The sequence below is a fragment of the Acinetobacter gyllenbergii genome (genome assembly GCF_001682515.1).
GTDB classification, from domain to species: domain Bacteria; phylum Pseudomonadota; class Gammaproteobacteria; order Pseudomonadales; family Moraxellaceae; genus Acinetobacter; species Acinetobacter gyllenbergii.
The window spans coordinates 438,940-456,829 of the sequence record NZ_KV575263.1 but is presented as its reverse complement, the minus strand read 5'-3'; the positions used below and the strand labels follow the sequence as shown (position 1 = coordinate 456,829).

The 17,890-nt window shown below is 42.2% G+C and carries 29 protein-coding genes and 1 pseudogene; 1 reads left to right on the top strand and 29 read right to left on the bottom strand.

The window, feature by feature from the left end; genetic code table 11:
- Positions 1-95: 95 nt before the first annotated feature.
- The 5 genes from rrtA to NG55_RS11320 form a co-directional block, all read right to left on the bottom strand.
- Positions 96-674 carry a rhombosortase gene (rrtA, locus tag NG55_RS11340; protein ID WP_016542846.1) on the bottom strand — a complete coding sequence of 193 codons (579 nt, stop codon included), beginning with the start codon at positions 672-674 and terminating at the stop codon, positions 96-98.
- 76 nt (positions 675-750) lie between these two features.
- Complete coding sequence (locus NG55_RS11335) at positions 751-1,866, bottom strand: hypothetical protein (RefSeq protein ID WP_065343285.1); 1,116 nt, start codon at positions 1,864-1,866, stop codon at positions 751-753.
- A gap of 359 nt (positions 1,867-2,225) precedes the next feature.
- Positions 2,226-2,432, bottom strand: a complete 207-nt coding sequence (locus tag NG55_RS11330) for a hypothetical protein (RefSeq protein ID WP_016660141.1) — start codon at positions 2,430-2,432, stop codon at positions 2,226-2,228.
- 207 nt (positions 2,433-2,639) lie between these two features.
- A complete protein-coding gene (locus tag NG55_RS11325) occupies positions 2,640-3,029 on the bottom strand; it encodes a hypothetical protein (protein ID WP_065343284.1) in 390 nt (129 codons plus the stop codon).
- Positions 3,022-3,279, bottom strand: a complete 258-nt coding sequence (locus NG55_RS11320; RefSeq protein ID WP_065343283.1) for an FAD assembly factor SdhE — start codon at positions 3,277-3,279, stop codon at positions 3,022-3,024. The genes NG55_RS11325 and NG55_RS11320 overlap by 8 nt, the downstream gene beginning before the upstream one ends.
- Positions 3,280-3,467: 188 nt before the next feature.
- On the opposite strand from NG55_RS11320, the gene NG55_RS11315 reads away from it, so the two are divergent.
- Positions 3,468-4,640, top strand: coding sequence for an acyl-CoA dehydrogenase family protein (locus tag NG55_RS11315; protein ID WP_016542843.1), 1,173 nt, complete (start codon positions 3,468-3,470; stop codon positions 4,638-4,640).
- Positions 4,641-4,690: 50 nt separating this feature from the next.
- Here the strand turns inward: NG55_RS11315 and NG55_RS11310 are convergent, their stop codons facing one another.
- From NG55_RS11310 to rpsC, 24 genes and pseudogenes are all read right to left on the bottom strand, one after another.
- Entirely contained in the window at positions 4,691-5,185 is a 495-nt protein-coding gene (locus tag NG55_RS11310; RefSeq protein WP_065343282.1) for a DUF2059 domain-containing protein, read from the bottom strand.
- Between the two features lie 124 nt (positions 5,186-5,309).
- The gene (locus tag NG55_RS11305; RefSeq protein WP_016542841.1) at positions 5,310-6,800 is read right to left on the bottom strand and encodes a flavin-containing monooxygenase; all 1,491 of its coding nucleotides are present in this window, start codon (positions 6,798-6,800) and stop codon (positions 5,310-5,312) included.
- Between the two features lie 254 nt (positions 6,801-7,054).
- Complete coding sequence (locus tag NG55_RS11300; protein ID WP_016542840.1) at positions 7,055-7,552, bottom strand: GNAT family N-acetyltransferase; 498 nt, start codon at positions 7,550-7,552, stop codon at positions 7,055-7,057.
- A 194-nt stretch (positions 7,553-7,746) separates the two neighbouring features.
- Complete coding sequence (rplQ, locus tag NG55_RS11295) at positions 7,747-8,112, bottom strand: 50S ribosomal protein L17 (protein ID WP_004641032.1); 366 nt, start codon at positions 8,110-8,112, stop codon at positions 7,747-7,749.
- Positions 8,113-8,130: 18 nt separating this feature from the next.
- Positions 8,131-9,138, bottom strand: coding sequence for a DNA-directed RNA polymerase subunit alpha (locus NG55_RS11290; protein ID WP_004657700.1), 1,008 nt, complete (start codon positions 9,136-9,138; stop codon positions 8,131-8,133).
- Between the two features lie 18 nt (positions 9,139-9,156).
- Entirely contained in the window at positions 9,157-9,783 is a 627-nt protein-coding gene (rpsD, locus tag NG55_RS11285) for a 30S ribosomal protein S4 (RefSeq protein WP_004657698.1), read from the bottom strand.
- A 12-nt stretch (positions 9,784-9,795) separates the two neighbouring features.
- Positions 9,796-10,182, bottom strand: coding sequence for a 30S ribosomal protein S11 (rpsK, locus tag NG55_RS11280; RefSeq protein WP_004281491.1), 387 nt, complete (start codon positions 10,180-10,182; stop codon positions 9,796-9,798).
- 19 nt (positions 10,183-10,201) lie between these two features.
- On the bottom strand, positions 10,202-10,558 hold the full coding sequence (gene rpsM / locus NG55_RS11275; RefSeq protein ID WP_004657696.1) for a 30S ribosomal protein S13: 357 nt from the start codon (positions 10,556-10,558) through the stop codon (positions 10,202-10,204).
- A 107-nt stretch (positions 10,559-10,665) separates the two neighbouring features.
- Positions 10,666-10,782, bottom strand: coding sequence for a 50S ribosomal protein L36 (rpmJ, locus tag NG55_RS20595; protein WP_000867907.1), 117 nt, complete (start codon positions 10,780-10,782; stop codon positions 10,666-10,668).
- 21 nt (positions 10,783-10,803) lie between these two features.
- Positions 10,804-12,123 carry a preprotein translocase subunit SecY gene (secY, locus tag NG55_RS11270; protein WP_171061115.1) on the bottom strand — a complete coding sequence of 440 codons (1,320 nt, stop codon included), beginning with the start codon at positions 12,121-12,123 and terminating at the stop codon, positions 10,804-10,806.
- A 45-nt stretch (positions 12,124-12,168) separates the two neighbouring features.
- Positions 12,169-12,609, bottom strand: a complete 441-nt coding sequence (gene rplO, locus NG55_RS11265) for a 50S ribosomal protein L15 (RefSeq protein ID WP_016542839.1) — start codon at positions 12,607-12,609, stop codon at positions 12,169-12,171.
- A 3-nt stretch (positions 12,610-12,612) separates the two neighbouring features.
- Complete coding sequence (gene rpmD / locus NG55_RS11260; protein WP_003653652.1) at positions 12,613-12,789, bottom strand: 50S ribosomal protein L30; 177 nt, start codon at positions 12,787-12,789, stop codon at positions 12,613-12,615.
- 6 nt (positions 12,790-12,795) lie between these two features.
- On the bottom strand, positions 12,796-13,293 hold the full coding sequence (gene rpsE, locus NG55_RS11255) for a 30S ribosomal protein S5 (RefSeq protein WP_004657688.1): 498 nt from the start codon (positions 13,291-13,293) through the stop codon (positions 12,796-12,798).
- Positions 13,294-13,295: 2 nt separating this feature from the next.
- On the bottom strand, positions 13,296-13,646 hold the full coding sequence (gene rplR / locus NG55_RS11250) for a 50S ribosomal protein L18 (RefSeq protein WP_004641044.1): 351 nt from the start codon (positions 13,644-13,646) through the stop codon (positions 13,296-13,298).
- Positions 13,647-13,660: 14 nt separating this feature from the next.
- On the bottom strand, positions 13,661-14,194 hold the full coding sequence (gene rplF, locus NG55_RS11245; RefSeq protein WP_016542838.1) for a 50S ribosomal protein L6: 534 nt from the start codon (positions 14,192-14,194) through the stop codon (positions 13,661-13,663).
- Between the two features lie 13 nt (positions 14,195-14,207).
- Complete coding sequence (gene rpsH / locus NG55_RS11240; protein ID WP_004775883.1) at positions 14,208-14,603, bottom strand: 30S ribosomal protein S8; 396 nt, start codon at positions 14,601-14,603, stop codon at positions 14,208-14,210.
- An 11-nt stretch (positions 14,604-14,614) separates the two neighbouring features.
- Entirely contained in the window at positions 14,615-14,920 is a 306-nt protein-coding gene (rpsN, locus tag NG55_RS11235) for a 30S ribosomal protein S14 (RefSeq protein ID WP_004641050.1), read from the bottom strand.
- Positions 14,921-14,929: 9 nt separating this feature from the next.
- Complete coding sequence (rplE, locus tag NG55_RS11230) at positions 14,930-15,466, bottom strand: 50S ribosomal protein L5 (protein ID WP_004657683.1); 537 nt, start codon at positions 15,464-15,466, stop codon at positions 14,930-14,932.
- A gap of 15 nt (positions 15,467-15,481) precedes the next feature.
- Entirely contained in the window at positions 15,482-15,799 is a 318-nt protein-coding gene (rplX, locus tag NG55_RS11225) for a 50S ribosomal protein L24 (protein ID WP_004804115.1), read from the bottom strand.
- A gap of 9 nt (positions 15,800-15,808) precedes the next feature.
- Positions 15,809-16,177 carry a 50S ribosomal protein L14 gene (gene rplN / locus NG55_RS11220; RefSeq protein ID WP_004657680.1) on the bottom strand — a complete coding sequence of 123 codons (369 nt, stop codon included), beginning with the start codon at positions 16,175-16,177 and terminating at the stop codon, positions 15,809-15,811.
- A gap of 92 nt (positions 16,178-16,269) precedes the next feature.
- On the bottom strand, positions 16,270-16,527 hold the full coding sequence (gene rpsQ, locus NG55_RS11215) for a 30S ribosomal protein S17 (protein ID WP_004657679.1): 258 nt from the start codon (positions 16,525-16,527) through the stop codon (positions 16,270-16,272).
- Positions 16,524-16,721, bottom strand: coding sequence for a 50S ribosomal protein L29 (gene rpmC, locus NG55_RS11210; RefSeq protein ID WP_000849927.1), 198 nt, complete (start codon positions 16,719-16,721; stop codon positions 16,524-16,526). The genes rpsQ and rpmC overlap by 4 nt, the downstream gene beginning before the upstream one ends.
- Entirely contained in the window at positions 16,721-17,134 is a 414-nt protein-coding gene (gene rplP / locus NG55_RS11205; RefSeq protein WP_004657678.1) for a 50S ribosomal protein L16, read from the bottom strand. Before rplP ends, rpmC begins: the two co-directional genes overlap by 1 nt.
- Positions 17,074-17,890: pseudogene (gene rpsC / locus NG55_RS11200) on the bottom strand (30S ribosomal protein S3). The gene rplP and the pseudogene rpsC overlap by 61 nt, the downstream one beginning before the upstream one ends.

The following is a 17,890-nucleotide window of genomic DNA, read 5'->3' as shown; positions in this document are numbered from 1 at the left end:
CAATGTACATGGTTGATAGAGAACACATTTATTCTCACTATAACCAATCCCTCGTTGTACCCACTGAAATATTATTAAGCTGGTTTATCCAATGATCATGACGTTCTAATTTTTATGTTTTTTATCAATAAATAACTCAAACCACAGAGTAGACCACCAATAGCGCCAATCAAATGCGCCTCGGTCAATACTGGACTTCCAATTAACTGGGCTGTTCCCGTTTGCCCAAAGGTATTTTCCCAAATCAATTTTCCAGCAATTAATGCCAACACCAAGATTGCAAATTTTCGCTCGTTTTTATATTGCAAATACACCACACCAACCGCAGTATAAAGGCCGTGCAAAACGCCAGACAGACCTGCATAGGCATCAATATAAGGTAAATAAAAATAAAAAGTTAAACTAATGAATGGTGGCAGAATTAATAGTAATGCACCTAAATGCCAGTTACGTACATGCGGAAAAATAAAAGGTAAACAGGCAAAGGCCATCATATTCAGTAAAAAATGAATCCATCCCACATGCACCCAATGTGCAGTCCAGATACGCCAAAACTCTGTGAATAACGTTGGTCGCCAATAAATAAAATGATCCGCAAATACCTGTAGACAAGCAGATATGGAAATACATATCGCGATCAAAATGATTTTCCTTATCCATATTTGATCTTTCATCTAGCGCTTACCTCTTTAAAAAACGAACCTTTTACAAGTTTAGTTGTTTCACAGGTAAAAGGTCGTTTAATTCAGGTTACTCAGCAGGTGTTTCTTGTGCTGGGGCAGCTTGGTCTTGTGCTGGGGCAGCTTGATCCTGCGCTGGAGCGTCACCACCACCATCAAACAATGAGTCTAACTCTGCCGAGCTTTCTTGTTTGTCATCCCAGAATGTGGTTAAGCCTTCATCGCTGGCTCTGACACCCGTGTTCTCAGTCCAATAACGGTCTGCGATACCACGAACCATTAAGCCGGCCATTTTATCAATCAATCTGAACTGTGGATTTGCAGGTTTATCGTCCCCAGTCGCTGCGGCATATGAACGGAACGCGTCACGTAGTTTGGCATCATCACCACTGGCTTGCGCAGCAACCGCATAGAGTGCATGTGCTAAACGGACACCTTTCTTCTCACCAATGGCCATAGACTGCTTCATGGTGGCATAGGGTTCAGGTTTACCGTCACCTGCGCCTGGTAATAAGGTCCAGATCACAGCGCGGGTCGCCATTGGCGCACCCCAGAATTTTTCATTATCTAAACACGCCATACCACGCTCAACGATACCTGCAATATCCTTCGGCACATTGATCGCACCACCTGAATTAATATCGTTGGTCATGGCTTGCAAACCACTGACCATGCCGAGTAGATAAACAGTTTGGTCTAGATCATTCCGCATGGTTGGGCATGAGTCGCCTAACTTATATTTGTATTTAGTTTCCCAACGATTGGCAAAAAGTTGATAGCCTGCATATTGACGCTCAGCCGCAATCCCCGCCCAACGCTTTTGTTCAATACGCGCATCTTGTGCTTCTGAAACTTGACCGGCTTTAGAGGCACGTAAATAACGTAATTCAGCTTCCAAGGCTTGGTTCTCGGCACATACACCTGCTGCGGTATAAAGTAAGACCGCCATACGAGTCGGATCAGCACCCATATCTTTGGTGGACATCACTGCAGGGGTTAAGGCATTTCCTGAGTTACACACCATTTCAGCATCATCCATCGACAAAATCGGTGGAACAATATGCTTTTCACCAAAACCAAGTGCCACATTGGCACCTGTTTTAATCACATATGAACATCCTGATAGCATTGATGTCGTCAATACGGCAACCGCCACACCTTGTCCAATTTTCTGGAGTTTAGACATACTTCCTGTCCCTCTAATAATTTGTTTTTTCCTTTTAGCTGTACATTATCAGATGCAAAACCTGAATTAAAGAGTAATTGCTCTAATTTTAACCTGGACATTTTGACACAAATCACACAGGAATGAATTGACACTTGGGCGGGGTAACAGAAATTTCAGGCAAAAAAAAGTAGCATTGCGACGGTTCAGCACATGCTACTTATTAACTGGTAAAATCGTGAAACTCTTTATATTTTAGTTTTGTTGAAAATAATCCTTGAGTAATGTTCCAGCTCTTCCTACTACGATCGCCATAACGATTGCAATTACTAGAAACATCCACATTGAAATCTCCATAGAGACCTCCTACACTTGTGTATCTACTTTTGATAGATACTAGATTGGCGTTCATCATCGATATTCACGGGAGAGTGATATATTGACGACACTTTCAATCTCTTTCTCTTGATCACTGCAACTTGTGATTGACGTGATTCAAGAAATTCCCTGAGTAAAGTTCCTGCTCTTCCTACTACAATCGCAAAAATGATTGCGATCACCAGAAACGACCATGTTGGAATTTCCATTTAGGACCTCCACCACCCTTTACGTTGGTGTTTGTACTTTAACGAAAATAAATCTGACTTGATCGCCAGATTGTCTGACAATCATAATTTTCACGATTTTTTAGAGTATTTAATCTAACAATTTAAAAAAAACGATAACCAAAAAACAACAAGCTATTGAAATTTATATTTTTATTAATTTTATACAGTTGTAGAATTGTCAAACAATCAGCCTAGTTTTGCCTGAACTTTTAGCTTTTTCCATTGTGAATATGACAATTGATCCCACCAGATAATGCAGGGTTTATGCTTTTTATGAGAAAAATACAGCGCGATATAAAGCTGGTGATCCAATATTTTGACAATCTGCCTACGCTGAATTTTCAATGTCGGATCTGAAAATTCGAATGAACAGTCTTGATGATCTAAGTATTGAAAACGTCTAATTTGGGGTTGCTGCAAAAATAATAACCATGCGATGCTCATCATCACGACACTCAGTAACCACCACCAAAGGGGGAGTAAGGGGTAAAGTACACTAAGAATCAGAATAAACAGTAAGAGTTGCAGTACAAACGCAAAACGACTGTATTGCAACTCAAAAGCAGAATTAGCCATGCACATAATGTTTGAGTTTGAGAATAAACTCTTTTAACTCAATACGCGGTGGCTCACCCACTTCCATAAACCAATCCAATAAATCTGGGTCTTCTTGATCGACGAGCTCGGCAAATAAGGCTTTTTCATCAGCATCAGCAGTTAAATAGTAATTTTTAACGTACGGGTCGAAATACACATCGATTTCTTTTAAACCACGACGGGCACGATATACAACCTTACGCTCTTCCAGTGTCATTTCATCAGACATCATTGGTTCCATACTGGCTAACAATTTCATTGCTAGTGTACCCGATCCCCCTCTAAGTTCGCAGCGTTTTTTCTCAAGTGACCAAATACATCAAGCAAATTGAGCATTGATCACATTGTTCACTATTTTCAATTTCTTGTATGGTGATCAAGATGATTTAAATCCAACACACTAGGGAAAAATAACAAATGCAATCAGGTGCTATTCGTCCAGTTCCAAACATGCTCCCACGCAAGCTATTTACTTCAGATCATGAAGCCTTCCGCGAAACTGTGCGCAAATTCTATGAAAAGGAAGTGGTTCCCAATATTGAAAAATATGAGAAACAACAGCATGTTGATCGTGATTTATGGAATAAAGCAGGTGCACTTGGCTTGCTCTGTACCACCATGCCAGAGCAATATGGAGGATCAGGGGTGGATCGTCTTTATAGTATGATCCTGATTGAAGAACAAGCTTATGCCATGGACTCCAGTACCGGTTTCTCACTGCATTCAGACATAGTTGCCAATTACATCAATAACTTTGGCAATGAAGTACAGAAACAACATTGGTTACCAAAAATGGCCACAGGCGAAGCGGTTACGGCCATTGCCATGACTGAACCTGGCACAGGCTCAGACTTACAAGCTGTTCGGACGACTGCGGTACTAGATGGCGATGAATATGTCATCAATGGTTCAAAAATCTTTATTACCAATGGTTATCTCTGCGATATGGCGATTGTGGTCTGCAAGACAGGCAACAATGAAAAAGGTTCAGCCAATTTATCCTTATTGATTGTTGAAGCGGATCGTGCTGGTTTTAGCAAAGGTAAACCTTTGAATAAAATCGGGATGAAAGGCCAAGATACCTGCGAATTGTTCTTTGACAATGTGCGTGTACCCAAAGAAAACCTATTAGGTATGGAAGGCATGGGCTTTATCATGTTGATGAAAGAGCTCGCTTGGGAGCGTATGCTGGTCGCGATTATCTGTCAAGCAGGTGCTGAAGCAGCTTTTGCCCATACCGTGCAATACACCAAAGACCGTAAAGCATTCGGCAAAGCCATTAGCACCTTCCAAAATACTCGCTTTAAACTGGCGGAATTGCGTACTGAAATTGATTTCTGTCGCACCTATCTGGATCGTTGTATGGAACTACAGCTCGAAGAAAGCTTAGGCGTGGATGCCGCAGCTGCTGCGAAATACAAGATCTCAGATATGTTCTCAAAAGTGGTTGATGATTGCCTACAATTGCATGGAGGTTATGGTTATATGCTGGAATATCCAATTGCCCGTGCCTATATCGACAACCGTGCCAATCGTATCTATGCGGGCACCAATGAAATCATGAAAGAACTGATTTCACGTACGCTCTAATCTCTCCAACCATAAAAAAAGATCGTGCTAAATGCACGATTTTTTTATTTCTACTCTTTTTTTTCAACCGCAGGAACAGGCTGTGGATTCATTCTTGCCATCAGTTGTTTCACCGTTGGATGACCAAGATGTTGCTGCATGGTGGTATTCAACGCTGTACGGGCATTTTGGGTGGTGAAATGTGCGACTTCACTGCCGACATCACTGGCTTTCTTTGCCCACGCCTGACCTTCAGCAGATTGATAGAAATTCAACGCTGCCTGTAATTCTTTTTCACTAAAGCTCTCAGCATAACGTTGCACAATAAATTGCTTACGCTGTTCACTATTCAAATTCTTGCTTAAATCGGTATAGAAGCTTTCAGGCAGATCTTTGGGCAAACGCATACGCATTTGTTCTAAAATCATCTTATCCGTGTTTTGCAAACCTTGTTCAGTACCATCAACTGACACCAGCTTTTGTGCAATGATTTGTTTTTGTTTTAGCTCATCGGCACATGCTAATGTACTGAGCAACAAGGTCCCTAAGATGAATATTTGTTTCACCGGATTATCCTTAATCTACGTTTTATAATCTGCCCAATATACGCGATATTCATCAGATTAAAACCCAGCACCAATAAAAAAACCCTATGTATCTACATAGGGTTTTCATTATTTTAGTAGATCATTACGACACTAATTTTGGCTTACGATCTGCTTGTTCACCACGTTTATGGAATTGTAAAACCTCATCACTGAATGATGCATCTTTCAATTCCTTACGGTCAGCAAGATAGTTATTGGTAATTTTCCACGGTGCTTTTTTACCTTGCTTCGGCATCACATTCGCTGCACGTGCGATATAACCTGAAGACATTTTACCCATAATGGTATCGTGTTCACGCAATGCTGGATCGGCATGTGCAATCACTTCATCATAGCCATTTTTGTCCATGTGATTAAGTAAACGACAGATATAATCCGCTGCAATATCAACCTTTAAGGTCCAAGACGCATTGATATAGCCAATGATCATCGCCATATTCGGAACATCACTGACCATCACCCCTTGATAGAGCATATGCTGAGAAGTATCCATTGGCTTACCATCGATCGTACCTTTCACTCCACCCAGGATTTGAATTTCCAAGCCTGTCGCTGAAATCACGATATCTGCTTCAAGGTGTTTTCCTGATTTCAGCTGAATACCATTGGCAGTGAACTTTTCAATTTGATCTGTTTCTACATTGGCATGGCCTTCACGTAATGCCTTGAATAAATCACCATCTGGCACCACACATAAACGTTGATCCCAAGGATTATAGCTTGGCGTAAAGTGTTTCATATCCACTTTACCTTTCAACTGCAACTCAATACCTTTCAACAATAAGCGACGCACTGTTTTCGGATATTTCTGTGCCAATGCATAGATACCACGTTGCATACCAATATTACGTGCGCGGGTAAATTTATAGGCCGTTTCTTCAGACATAAATTTACGGGTTTTTTCATAAATAAAGTCAATTGAAGGAATTGTCGCAATATACGAAGGTGAACGCTGTAACATGGTGACATGTCCTGCTCCACCTTTCACCATAGAAGGTACGAGGGTAATTGCAGTTGCACCACTACCAATAATCACCACTTTCTTGCCTGTGTAATCTAAATTCTCTGGCCAATGTTGTGGATGGATCAATTGACCTTTAAAGTCTTCTTGTTTTGGAAATTTCGGTGCATAACCTTGGTCATAGTTATAGTAACCCGTACAACCCATCACAAAGTTTGCTGACCAAGTTTGCTTCTTCTTGTTACTGTCTTCAATTTCAACAGCCCATTTTTTCTTTGCAGAATCGTAGTTTGCAGAAAGGACACGATGACCAAAATGAATTTTATCTTTTAACTGATTTTCGCTGATCACATCACTTAAATAGCCCTTGATCTCAGCACCACTCGCCAATACTTTGTCTTTTGCCCATGGTTTAAAATTAAAACCAAAAGTTGACATATCTGAATCAGAACGAATACCAGGGTAACGGAATAAATCCCAAGTCCCACCAAAGCTATCACGACGTTCTAAGATTTCGAATTTACGTTGCGGACAGTTCTTAGATAGATGCACAGCTAACCCAATCCCAGAGATACCTGCACCAATAATTAATACATCAACTTGCTTTTCCATTTTTTTTATACCCTGTATAAACCATGACTTTATTAAAGCACAAATTTGACAATACGCAATGTCAAGTTTGGTCATTCATCGGTTTTTTCATATCACTTCGGGACATTTTAAAGAAATTGATGGGTAAAAAATCCTGAGTTTTTTGATCAGATCTCTTTAAACAAAGAGATGAATGAAAGGGCGAAATTTGTCGCGATGGACAAGTTAGCAATTTGAAAGAATAGATCCAACAACTGGTCAGCTGCAAATAAATGCTAGGGCAAGAAAAGCTTCATTAACAGCTCATCCGTATATTCTGTGTTATTTTTTAATGCTTTTGACTCTACCCCATAAGTTTGAAAACCTCGTTTTTGGTAGAAATCAATAGCTGGCTGATTATCATCAGCGACAACGAGTAAAATTTGTTCGACATAGTCTTTGCTATATTCAATGACCGCATCCAGCAATTTACTTGCTATCCCTTGCCTTTGAAATTCAGGTTCAATAAATACACTGGATAAATGAGCTTTATGACAAAGCTTTACTCCAATCTCTCGTGTCAAAGTCGCTAAACCGATAATGCTATTGTTGTGATAAACACCAAAGATGGTTGAATTTGATAAGCAGCTTTCAAAAAACGTCAGTGGTTTTAGCACTTCTACAGCATAAGAAGAACCAAACATTGCTGGGGCTTTTGCTAATGCTGAAAGTCTGATTACTCTAAAATCATTCAGCTCATTGACACTTAGAATTTTAATCTCAACATCAAACATATTGGTCTATTTTAATTTTTTATAGTAACACGGCTTAATTTAGCACATTAGCCTGATCCACAAACGACAATTGATCAGCGAATCATGCTTTAAAAGTCTTCTATTTCAAATGCTGATTAAAACCAGACAATAAAAAAGACCGGTTATTACACCGGTCTTTTTTGGAACAACTGACTGTTCTACACGTAGAAGTATTATTTTACTTCACGGTCAACGAGTTCAACGTAAGCCATCGGTGCAGCATCACCTGCACGGAAGCCCGCTTTAAGAACACGAAGATAACCGCCGTTACGTTCTTTGTAACGAGGGCCAAGAACGGTAAATAATTTACCAACAGTTGCTGCAGAACGAGTACGAGCAAACGCTAAACGACGGTTTGCTACTGTATCGTTTTTAGCTAAAGTGATTAAAGGCTCAGCAACGCGGCGAAGTTCTTTCGCTTTAGGTAAAGTTGTTTTAATTAACTCGTGCTCTACTAAAGCATTTGTTAAATTTTGGAACAACGCCTTACGATGGCTGCTTGTACGGCCTAATTTCACACCACTATTACGATGACGCATGGTGATAGTCCTACTTAATTAACGGCTACGATAGGCAAAACGGTCATCCATACGGAGACTAGCTGGTGGCCAGTTCTCTAAACGCATGCCGAGTTGTAAACCTTTCGATGCCAAAACATCTTTGATCTCTGTTAACGATTTTTTACCTAAGTTAGGAGTTTTTAACAACTCAACTTCAGTACGTTGAACAAGATCACCAATGTAGTAAATATTTTCTGCCTTCAAACAGTTAGCAGAACGAACAGTAAGCTCGAGATCATCTACTGGACGAAGCAAGATCGGGTCAACTTCTTCGCGAGGTTCTTGAGCAACTGGAGTTTGATCTTTCTGAAGATCAACAAAAATTGCAATTTGTTGTTGCAAGATTGTTGCCGCTTTGCGGATTGCTTCTTCTGGATCAACAGTTCCATTAGTCTCAAGATCGATCACTAACTTATCAAGATCGGTACGTTGTTCAACACGAGCATTTTCTACTGTGTATGAAACACGCTTGATTGGGCTATAAGAAGCATCTAACTGTAAACGACCTACTGGACGTGTTTCACCTTCAGGGAAACGTGAGTCAGATGTTTCATAACCACGACCTTGAGCAACTTTCAGGCGCATTTTCAATGAACCTGTAGAACTCAAAGTACCGATTAAATGATCAGGGTTAACCACTTCAACATTATGAGGTAAACGAAGGTCAGCTGCAGTTACATCACCCGCCCCTTGTTTCTCTAATGTCAAATATGCTTCATTTTGATCGAACAGCTTAATAGACAATCCTTTTAGGTTCAGCAAGAGCTCGACGATGTCCTGCTGCAAGCCTTCTAAAGTACTGTACTCGTGCTCGACACCTTCTATTTCTACTTCAACCACAGCAGCGCCAGGTAAAGAAGACAATAGAATGCGACGTAAAGCATTACCTAGAGTATGACCAAAGCCACGCTCTAAAGGTTCCAGAATCACTTTTGCCGAGGTCCCGCTCACCGCTTCGACCTTGATCGCTTGCGGAGTTAGAAACTCGTTTGCAGTACGCGTCATTTATTGCTACCTCAAGGATTATTTAGAATACAATTCTACAATCAAGCTTTCGTTGATTTCAGCAGGTAAATCAGAACGATCTGGCGCAGCTTTAAACGTACCTTCTAACTTAGAATGGTCAATTTCCATCCAAGCAGGGATACCACGTTGAGCAGCTAATTCAATTGCGTTTTTAATACGTAATTGTTGTTTAGCGCCTTCGTGTACTGCAATTACATCACCAGCTTTAACTTGGATAGATGCAATGTTAACACGACGACCGTTCAAAGTGATGCTACGGTGAGATACTAACTGACGAGCTTCTGCACGTGTAGAACCAAAACCCATGCGATAAACAACGTTATCAAGACGGCTTTCAAGCAATTTCAACAAGTTTTCACCTGTTGCGCCTTTCACACGAGCAGCTTCTTTGTAGTAGTTACTAAATTGACGCTCTAACACACCGTACATACGACGTACTTTTTGTTTTTCACGTAATTGTAGTGAGTACTCTGATTGTTTGCTACCACGAGCTCCGCCATGTTGGCCAGGAGCTTTAGCATGTTTTTTAGTCTTAACGTCAAACGGTTTAACGCCAGATTTTAATTGCAGGTCTGTCCCTTCGCGGCGAGAGAGTTTGCATTTTGGACCAATATAACGAGCCATGAATGTTTCTCCTTACACGCGACGTTTTTTAGGTGGACGGCAACCGTTGTGCGGAATTGGAGTCACATCGGTAATGCTGTTAATTTTATAACCCACTGCACCTAATGCACGAACCGCAGATTCACGACCAGGACCAGGACCTTTTACAAGGACGTCCAAGTTTTTCAAACCGTAATCTAAAGCAGCTTTACCAGCAACTTCAGCAGCTACCTGAGCAGCAAACGGTGTTGATTTACGTGATCCACGGAAGCCTTGTCCACCTGAGGTAGCCCAAGCCAATGCATTACCTTGACGATCGGTAATCGTAACAATGGTGTTATTAAAAGAAGCGTGAATGTGTGCGACACCTTCAGAGACGGTACGAGTGACCTTCTTGCGTGCGCGAGTATCTTTAGCCATCTTTTAGCTTCCAGAAATCTTATTTCTTAATCGGTTTGCGCGGACCTTTACGGGTACGTGCGTTAGTTTTGGTGCGTTGTCCGCGAACAGGCAAGCTGCGACGATGACGAAGACCGCGGTAGCAGCCTAAATCCATTAAACGTTTAATGTTCATGGAAATTTCGCGACGTAAATCACCTTCGGTCGGAACCTTAGCAACTTCTGCACGAATCGCATCAAGCTGAGCATCATCTAATTCACGGATTTTAGTAGTTTCAGTGATACCTACAGCAGCCAAGATGTTCTTAGCAGTGTGGCGACCTACACCAAAAATATACGTGAGAGAGATAACAGCATGCTTGTTATCCGGAATGTTTACACCGGCAATACGAGCCATTCAATTTTCTCCAAAAAGGCAGTCAAGATAATCAACCGCCCCACAAAAATCTTGAGGGGCGGATAATAACCTAATTAGCCTACTGAAATCAACAGGTCTTAATTAAATTAACCTTGACGCTGCTTATGACGAGGTTCTGCGCTACAAATTACGCGAATAACCCCATTACGACGGATAACTTTACAGCTACCACAAATTTTCTTTACAGAAGCTTGTACTTTCATGATGAAACCTTCTAAGTGCGCTTATCCCTTAGGATGAGCAGTCGTTTTTCTCATTAACGTTTGATTATCATATTGATGCGAAGTAAGGTGCGCTTGGAGTTGCGCCATAAAGTCCATTACCACTACCACTACAATCAGTAAAGATGTTCCACCCAAATGGAATGGAATACCAAACGAACTTTGTAGCACCATAGGCATTAAACATACCACGGTAATGTAGATTGCACCGATGAAGGTCAAACGGTTAAGGATGTGATCTAAATAACGAGCCGTTTGCTCACCTGGACGGATACCAGGTACATATGCCCCGCTACGTTTTAAATTCTCTGAGACTTCTTTCGGGCTAAATACAAGCGCCGTATAGAAATAACAGAAGAAGATAATTAACGCGCCAAAGAGCATTAGATACAACGGCTGTCCAGGCGATAACACCAATGCCAGATCTTGTAGGCTGCGCTTCACAATCCCTGCATTTGGATCAGCACTTCCTAACCATTGTCCCAAGCTCGCTGGAAATAATAACAATGAGCTTGCAAAAATCGCTGGAATAACACCTGCCATGTTAATTTTTAACGGCAAATGTGTTTGCTGTGCAGTAAATACACGACGACCTTGCTGTTTTTGTGCGTAGTTCACTGGAATACGACGTTGTGCTTTTTCAATAAACACAATCGCAGCTAAAACGGCTAATGAGAGTAAACCGAATACAGCTAAACCAATTAAACTACCCTGACCATTCTGTACAGACGTAAACGACTGAATCACAAGATTTGGCAAACCTGCCACGATCCCTGCGAAAATGATCATCGAGATACCATTACCAACACCACGTTCGGTAATTTGCTCGCCCAACCACATCAAGAACATTGTTCCTGCAACTAACGAAGTTACTGCTGGAACGTAGAATGCCAAGCCTGAAGTTAAGGTAATACCTTGACTGATCAAGCCAGCACACATCCCTACGCCTTGCACGAGTGCAAGAAATAAGGTGCCGTAACGCGTATATTGATTGATCTTACGTTTGCCTTGCTCGCCTTCTTTTTTCAAAGCTTCTAGCGAAGGAACGACGGTCGACATTAACTGCACGATAATCGATGCAGAAATGTACGGCATAATCCCTAACGCTAGAATCGACATGCGTTCTAACGCACCACCAGAGAACATGTTAAATAAACCTAAGAAGGTACCTTCATTAGCTTTAAAAAACTGTGCTAGCGCTACGTTATCAATCCCCGGCAACGGAATATGCGCTCCTAGTCGAAAGACCAATAACGCGCCAATCAAGAACATTAATCGACGAATAATTTCACGGTATTTCACATGAAACGGTTGGCCTTTCATCATGTTGACATGACCTGAAGAACTAGGAGTCATAGACACTCGAGATTACTCCTCGACTTTACCGCCAGCAGCTTCAACAGCAGCTTTAGCGCCTTTAGTCAACACAACACCTTTAACAGTGAATGCGCGAGTGATTTCACCAGAAAGAACGATGCGAGCACGAATTTGGTCACGACGAACAACATTCGCAGCTTTTAAAGTTTCAAGGCTAACAACATCACCTTCAACTTTATTGAGCTCAGACAAACGTACTTCAGCAGTTTTCAAAGCGATTTGGCTAGTGAAACCGAATTTAGGCAAACGACGATATAACGCAGTTTGACCGCCTTCAAAGCCTGGACGAGTACCACCACTTTTACGTGAGTTTTGACCTTTGACACCACGGCCACCAGTCTTACCAACGCCAGAACCGATACCACGGCCTAAACGACGGTGTTCACGCTTAGCACCTTCTGCAGGTGCAAGTTCATTTAAACGCAGAGTCATGGCTTATTCCTCTACACTAACCATATAGTAAACTTTGTTGACCATACCACGGTTAGAAGGCGTATCTTGCACTTCTACAGTATGACCAATACGACGCAGACCTAAACCTTGAAGGCAAAGTTTATGATTTTTTAAACGATGCGATGAAGATTTAGTCTGGGTAACTTTAATCGTTTTCATGATTGATTACCCTTGAATTTGTTCTACTGAAAGACCACGTTTCGCAGCGACTTTCTCAGGAGAAGTCATATCACGCAAACCTTTGAAAGTTGCGTTTACTACGTTAGCAGCATTTGTAGAACCATAACATTTAGCAAGTACGTTATGTACACCTGCAGCTTCAAGAACAGCACGCATAGCGCCACCAGCAATTACGCCAGTACCTTCTGAAGCAGGTTGCATGTATACACGGCTTGCGCCATGACGAGCATTCACAGGGTGTTGTAAAGTAGTACCAGCAAGGTCTACAGTGATCATGTTACGACGAGCAGCTTCAAGTGCTTTAGAAATAGCAGCTGGAACTTCACGTGCTTTACCACGACCAAAACCTACACGACCATTACCATCGCCCACAACAGTTAATGCTGTGAAAGAGAAGATACGACCACCTTTAACAACCTTGGCTACACGATCAACGGCAACCAGCTTTTCAACGAGACCTTCGTTTTGTTCAACTTTCGCCATGATTAGAACTCCAAGCCGCCTTCACGAGCAGCATCAGCCAAGGCTTTGATACGACCATGATATTTAAAACCAGAACGGTCAAATGCAACTTTGGTAACACCAGCTGCTTTAGCACGTTCTGCGATCAAAGCACCAACTTTCGTAGCCGCTTCCACGTTACCAGTAGTACCACTACGCAAAGATGCATCTAAAGTTGAAGCTTGCGCTAAAACTTTGCCACCATCTGCTGAAATAACTTGCGCATAGATGTGACGCGGCGTGCGGTTTACACACAAACGAGTCGCACCCAATGCACGAATGTGCAAGCGTGTGCTTTTCGCACGACGCAAACGGGTTTGTTTCTTTTCGTTCATAAGAACCTCGCGCCTTATTTCTTCTTAGCTTCTTTACGAAGAATAACTTCATCCGAATAACGAACACCTTTACCTTTATATGGTTCAGGAGCACGGTATGCACGGATTTCCGCTGCCACTTGACCTAACAACTGCTTGTTTGCTGATTTCAAAATGATTTCAGTAGCAGTTGGAGTTTCCGCTGTTACACCTTCAGGTAAAGCGTAGTCAATCGGGTGTGAGTAACCAAGGTTAAGGTTTACAGAAGTACCCTTAACCGCAGCTTTATAACCAACACCAACAAGCTGTAACTTACGTTCGAAGCCTTCGCTAACACCTTTTACAAGGTTGTTCAATACAGCGCGAGCAGTACCAGCCTGCATCCAAGCGTCTTTCGACTCTTTAGCTGGAGCAAGTTGAAGTTTACCTTCTTCCTGTTTTAGCTCGACCAGCGCATGCAGGTTGAAAGACAATGTACCTTTGCTGCCTTTCACTTCGACCTGCCGGCCGTTCTGAGTAACTGTTACACCGTTAGGTACAGCTACTGGGGCTTTAGCCACACGAGACATGAGGAATCACCTATTAAGAAACAAAAGCAATAACTTCACCACCGATGCCCGCAGCACGTGCAGCGCGATCAGTCATGATGCCTTTGCTTGTAGAAACAATTGCAATACCTAAACCTTGCTTAACGCTAGGAATTTTATCTTTACCGCGATATTGACGTAAACCTGGACGGCTTACGCGCTTAACGGTTTCGATAACAGGCTTGCCTTCGAAATATTTTAAAGTAATTGTCAGAGTAGCTTTTGTCTCTTCTTGAGCAACTGCTACATCTGAAATATAACCTTCTTGTTGAAGTACGTTTGCAATTGCAACTTTCAACTTAGAAGAAGGCATAGAAACAGTTTGTTTCTTCGCCATTTGTGCGTTACGAACACGTGTTAACATGTCGGCAACGGTATCTTGCATACTCATTTAGTCGCTCCTTACCAGCTTGCCTTAACAACGCCTGGTACATCACCCTGCATTACTGTGTCACGTAATTTGTTACGGCTTAAACCGAACTTACGGAAGTAACCATGAGGACGACCAGTTAAACCACAACGGTTACGAAGACGTACTGGAGATGCGTTACGTGGCAATGCCTGTAACTTTAATGTCGCTTCGAAACGTTCTTCGTCACTTGCGTTTACATTTGCAATCGTTGCTTTTAATTCAGCACGTTTTGCAGCGTATTTAGCAACTGTCTTTTCGCGTTTCAATTCGCGATTAATCATACCTTTCTTAGCCATATCGACCTCTTATTTGAACGGGAAGCCGAATGCACGCATAAGCGCACGGCCTTCGTCATCGCTACGAGCAGTTGTCGTAATCGTGATGTCTAAACCACGGATACGATCAATCTTGTCAAAATCGATTTCAGGGAAAACGATTTGCTCTTTTAAACCCATAGAGTAGTTACCACGACCATCAAATGATTTCGCAGAGAAACCACGGAAGTCACGGATACGAGGGATTGCGATCGAGATCAAACGATCCAAGAATTCGTACATTTGGTCGCCGCGTAAAGTAACTTTACAACCAATCGGCCAACCATCACGGATTTTGAAACCAGCGATTGATTTACGAGCAAGGGTCACAACTGGTTTTTGACCAGCAATGAGTTGCATATCAGCAACAGCGCCATCTAATAATTTCTTATCAGTTGCAGCTGCGCCTACACCCATGTTAAGAGTGATTTTTGTGATGCGAGGAATATCCATCACATTCTTAACGCTAAGTTCTTCTTGTAACTTTGCTTTAAGTTCGTCGTTGTAACGTGCTTTAAGTCTGGCCATTGCCTATTCAACCTATTACTTCGCTACCGCCACTGATTCACCATTTGATTTATAAACACGAGTTTTCGCGCCATCAATCACTTGGTAACCAATACGGTCAGCCTTTTGGGTTGTAGCATTAAAAATTGCCACGTTTGAAATATGAAGCGTAGCCTCTTGAGTAACGATGCCGCCTTCAGCGCCAGTTACACGGTTTGGCTTTTGATGCTTCTTCACTAAGTTAAGGCCTTCGACCTTAACTCGATCTTCAGAAACAGACAAAACGATACCTTGTTTGCCTTTTTCTTTACCTGCGATCACAATTACTTGATCGCCTTTTTTAATCTTAGCCATGATTGCCTCTTATAGAACTTCAGGAGCCAATGAAATGATTTTCATGAACTGTTCAGTACGAAGTTCACGAGTCACTGGTCCGAAGATACGAGTCGCAATCGGAGCTTTGTTGTTGTTCAAAATAACAGCTGCGTTATCGTCGAAACGAATAACTGAACCGTCTGGACGACGGATGCCGAATTTTGTACGAACAACTACAGCATTCATCACGTCACCTTTTTTAACACGTGCGCGTGGAATTGCTTCTTTTACAGTAACTTTAATAATATCGCCAACTGAAGCATAACGACGGTGTGAACCACCAAGTACTTTAATACATTGTACGCGGCGTGCACCACTGTTGTCTGCTACGTCGAGCATACTTTCGGTTTGAATCATTGCCCTACTCCAAAACCGAGCATCACCGGTCACAATTTCGAAAGGCTCAAAGAGTACTCGAAATTGTCCGATGATGCAACAAGAACGTCTAATTACTCAGCAGCAGCTTCAACTACTTCCACTAAAGTCCAAGCTTTAGTTTTAGAAATTGGGCGGCTTTCTTTGATGGTTACCAAGTCGCCTAATTTAGCAACATTGTTCTCATCATGAGCGTGTAATTTAGTTGAACGGCGGATTGATTTGCCATACAACGGGTGTTGAACGCGGCGTTCAATAAGCACAACAATAGACTTGTCCATTTTGTCGCTTACGACTTTGCCGGTTAACGTGCGGACTGTTTTTTCACTCATTGTCCGTTCCCCTGTTTTTCGGTAAGGAGTGTCTTAATACGAGCAATTGTCTTACGAGCAATTTGCACTTCATGCGATTTGCCTAATTGACCAGTTGCTTTCGCCATACGAAGACGGAATTGGTTAAGCTGTTGCTCATCAAGCAAAGCTTTCAACTCTTCTACCGACTTTTCACGTAGATCTTTAGTTTTCATTACATCACCGTCCGAGTCACGATAGTGGTTTTAAACGGGAGTTTAGCAGCAGCTAAAGCAAAAGCTTCACGCGCTAACTCATCGCTAACACCTTCAATTTCGTACAGGATCTTACCTGGCTGGATCTGACAAACCCAGTATTCCACGCTACCCTTACCTTTACCCATACGAACTTCTAATGGCTTTTCGGTAATTGGTTTGTCTGGGAATACGCGGATGAAGATTTTACCACCACGTTTGATACGACGGCTAATGGTACGACGTGCAGCTTCAATCTGACGCGCAGTCATACGACCACGTTCAGTTGCTTTAATTGCAATCGAACCAAATGATACTGTACTACCACGATGCGCTAGACCAGTGTTACGGCCTTTGTGCACTTTACGGAATTTGGTACGTTTAGGTTGCAACATGGATTATTCTCCCTTGTCAGCAGCACGGTCACCGCGACGACCACGACGCTCTTGACCTTCACCACGACCACGACCGCGTTTAGCTGGACGCTCTTCAGCAGGAGCAGGGTTCATGACTTGTTTCATGCCACCTAAGATCTCGCCACGGAAAATCCAAACTTTAACACCGATCGTACCGTATGTTGTTTCTGCACGCATAGTAGCATAGTCGATGTCAGCACGAAGTGTATGCAAAGGCACACGACCTTCACGATACCACTCAGTACGAGCGATCTCTGCACCACCTAAACGGCCAGAAACTTCAACTTTGATACCTTTAGCGCCAGCACGCATTGTGTTTTGAACCGCACGCTTCATAGCACGACGGAACATAACACGCTTTTCTAATTGAGAAGCAATTGCTTCAGCAACTAAACGTGCGTCCAAGTCAGGGCGATCAATTTCATTGATGCTAACTTGAGCTGGAACACCCATAATATTGGTGAGTTCGCGCTGTAATTTCTCAATATCTTCGCCTTTTTTACCGATAACGATACCAGGACGAGCAGTGCTAATTGTTACTTTAGCAGCGCCTGTAGGACGTTCGATAAGAATATTGCTGATCATCGCGTTTTTAAGTTTTTTGATTAAAAACTCACGAACTTGAAGATCTTTAAGCAAGTATTCAGCGTATTGTTTCGGACTCGCATACCAGTTAGCGTTATGGCGTTTCACAACACCTAGGCGGATACCGATTGGATGAACCTTCTGACCCAT